The 2,069-nt window shown below is 59.4% G+C and carries 2 protein-coding genes; one reads left to right on the top strand and one right to left on the bottom strand.

Going from position 1 to position 2,069, the window contains the following annotated elements; all coding sequences use genetic code 11:
- Nucleotides 1–80: 80 nt before the first annotated feature.
- Nucleotides 81–1,073 carry a TDT family transporter gene (locus AB5Y92_RS08785; RefSeq protein ID WP_005352390.1) on the bottom strand — a complete coding sequence of 331 codons (993 nt, stop codon included), beginning with the start codon at nucleotides 1,071–1,073 and terminating at the stop codon, nucleotides 81–83.
- Nucleotides 1,074–1,175: 102 nt separating this feature from the next.
- On the opposite strand from AB5Y92_RS08785, the gene AB5Y92_RS08780 reads away from it, so the two are divergent.
- The coding region (locus AB5Y92_RS08780; RefSeq protein WP_368226488.1) for a LysR substrate-binding domain-containing protein at nucleotides 1,176–2,069 on the top strand (894 nt) is incomplete at its 3' end.

Raw genomic sequence — 2,069 nt, 5'->3', positions numbered from 1 at the left:
ATCGTATGACTGGTCGTTTATCCCGTCGCTCTCGGAGCGCACTGCTTATCCATTTCCCGATGTCACATCTTCTTCAAGATTTAACGGTGAGCACCCTGGCGGGCCATGCCGTTATTCATTTCGGTATTACGCTGCGGCAGAAAAAACATCAGGTAACGCAGTGCCACATACCCGACGATGACGGTAGCCACCCCCAGCTCAAAGTGGGCCAGCAGTCTGATCTGCTCGACGTAGTGACTCCCTTGCGCAAACCCTTCAACCAGATGAGCCACTTTGAACAGGGCGGTGGCACCGATCACCAGCGGGAAGGTGAAGGCGGCATAACCGGGCGAAAAGGGCAGACGCAGCAGTTTGATGAAGGCCAGATAGATGATACCGGTCATCAGGATGGCAATCCCCAACAGCACGGCTACCAGCAGCAGTGACGGCTCCTGACTGACAGTCAGGTAACCGGCCAGAGAGAGGCTGGCAGGGGCAGCCAGAATGGCAATTGTCGGTTTGGCGGCATCCGGCACTTCATGGCTGAAGATCAGGCGATAGAGCATCAGCGGCAGCATCAGGCCGTAGCAGATGATCCCGAACCAGAGCAGACCGTTGGCCAGCGGGGCAAACTGACCACCCGGGAAGGCGACGTCAGCCACGATGATCCCCACCGGTGGCACGAACCAGCTCGGCACCATGTGGTGAATTTCAAACTCTTTGGCGCGATGCCAGATAAAAGTGGCCAGGAACAGCAGGTGAACAGCTACGGCAAACAGCCAGAGGGCCTCGCCCGCTTGCGGCGCAATCATACCTAACGCTTTGGAGACCACCATGGTACCCATGGCATAGGTCGGTACCACACTGCCGACTACGGGGTGAGCGAGATCCTGCAACAGCAGGCGGGGGTGAAGCAGAAACTTGAAGGTCAGGATCACCAGCAGCACGGCAGCAATGGCAGCGCCCAGCAGTTGCATCCGGCCATCGAAGTGACCGGCATTTTCCCAACACCAACCAAGGCTGGCGATGCCCAGCGCCAAACCCGCCATGGGGGTTGGGGCGGCAGCCAGTGATTTACGGGTTCTTGCGATCATGATGACACCTTTCTATTGATGACTATGGCGATAGGATAATGCCCCCTTATCGTTTACGATATCTAAATGAATTAAATCAATCATTCAGGAAAACAAAACACGATGAAACTGACCCTGCAGCAGCTGAAAGTGTTCGCCACCATTGCCCGTTATGGAAACCTTGGCCTTGCCGCCAACGAGCTCTGCCTGAGCAAGGGGGCCGTCTCCCAGTCGCTGCAGGAGCTGGAGCGCCAGCTCTCTACCCCGCTGTTTGACCGCATTCACCCCAGATTGCAACTCAACAACGAGGGGCGCCTGCTGCAACCGGCCGCCGAAGAGCTGCTGACCCGGATGCAGGATATCGAGAACCTGTTCAGCCCCGATGCCGAGCCGAGCGGCCAGCTTCGCCTTGGTGCCAGCCAGACCATCGGCAACTACCTGCTCCCCACCCTCCTCGCCAGCAGCAAACAGGAGCTGGGACTCCCCCCCAAGGTGACCATCAACAACACTCACCTGCTCTGCCATGCGCTGGCCAACTTCGAGCTGGATATGGCGCTGATCGAGGGGGAGAACCACCACCCCGACCTGCTCGCCGAACCCTGGCTGCAGGACGAGATGCTGGTGGTGGCCCCACTCGGTCACCCGCTTGCCAACAAGAAGGAGCTATCCCTCTCCCGACTGGGGGGCGAGACCTGGGTATTGCGTGAAGCGCAATCGGGCAGCCGCGAGCAGTTTATCCAGCAGATCCAGCCCGAGCTGCCCCGCTGGCAACCAGGGCTTGAACTCAACACCCTGGAGGCGGTGATGCTGGCGGTGGAGAAGGGGCTTGGTATCTCCTTTATCTCCCGGCTGGCAGCCTCGGATCGCCTGGCAGATGGGCGGCTGATCGCCCTGCCCCTCTCCCGCCGCTTCCCGCGCCAGCGCTCCCTTATCTGGCACAAGCAGAAGTACCACTCCACCTCCCTGCGCCACTTTATCCACTTCTGCCGGGCTCAGGTGAAGGATGCCGAGGTGAGC

Origin of the sequence: Aeromonas sp. R1-1, assembly GCF_040908495.1 — a bacterium.
Classification (GTDB): domain Bacteria; phylum Pseudomonadota; class Gammaproteobacteria; order Enterobacterales; family Aeromonadaceae; genus Aeromonas; species Aeromonas veronii.
This window is presented reverse-complemented; position numbering and strand designations above follow the sequence as displayed.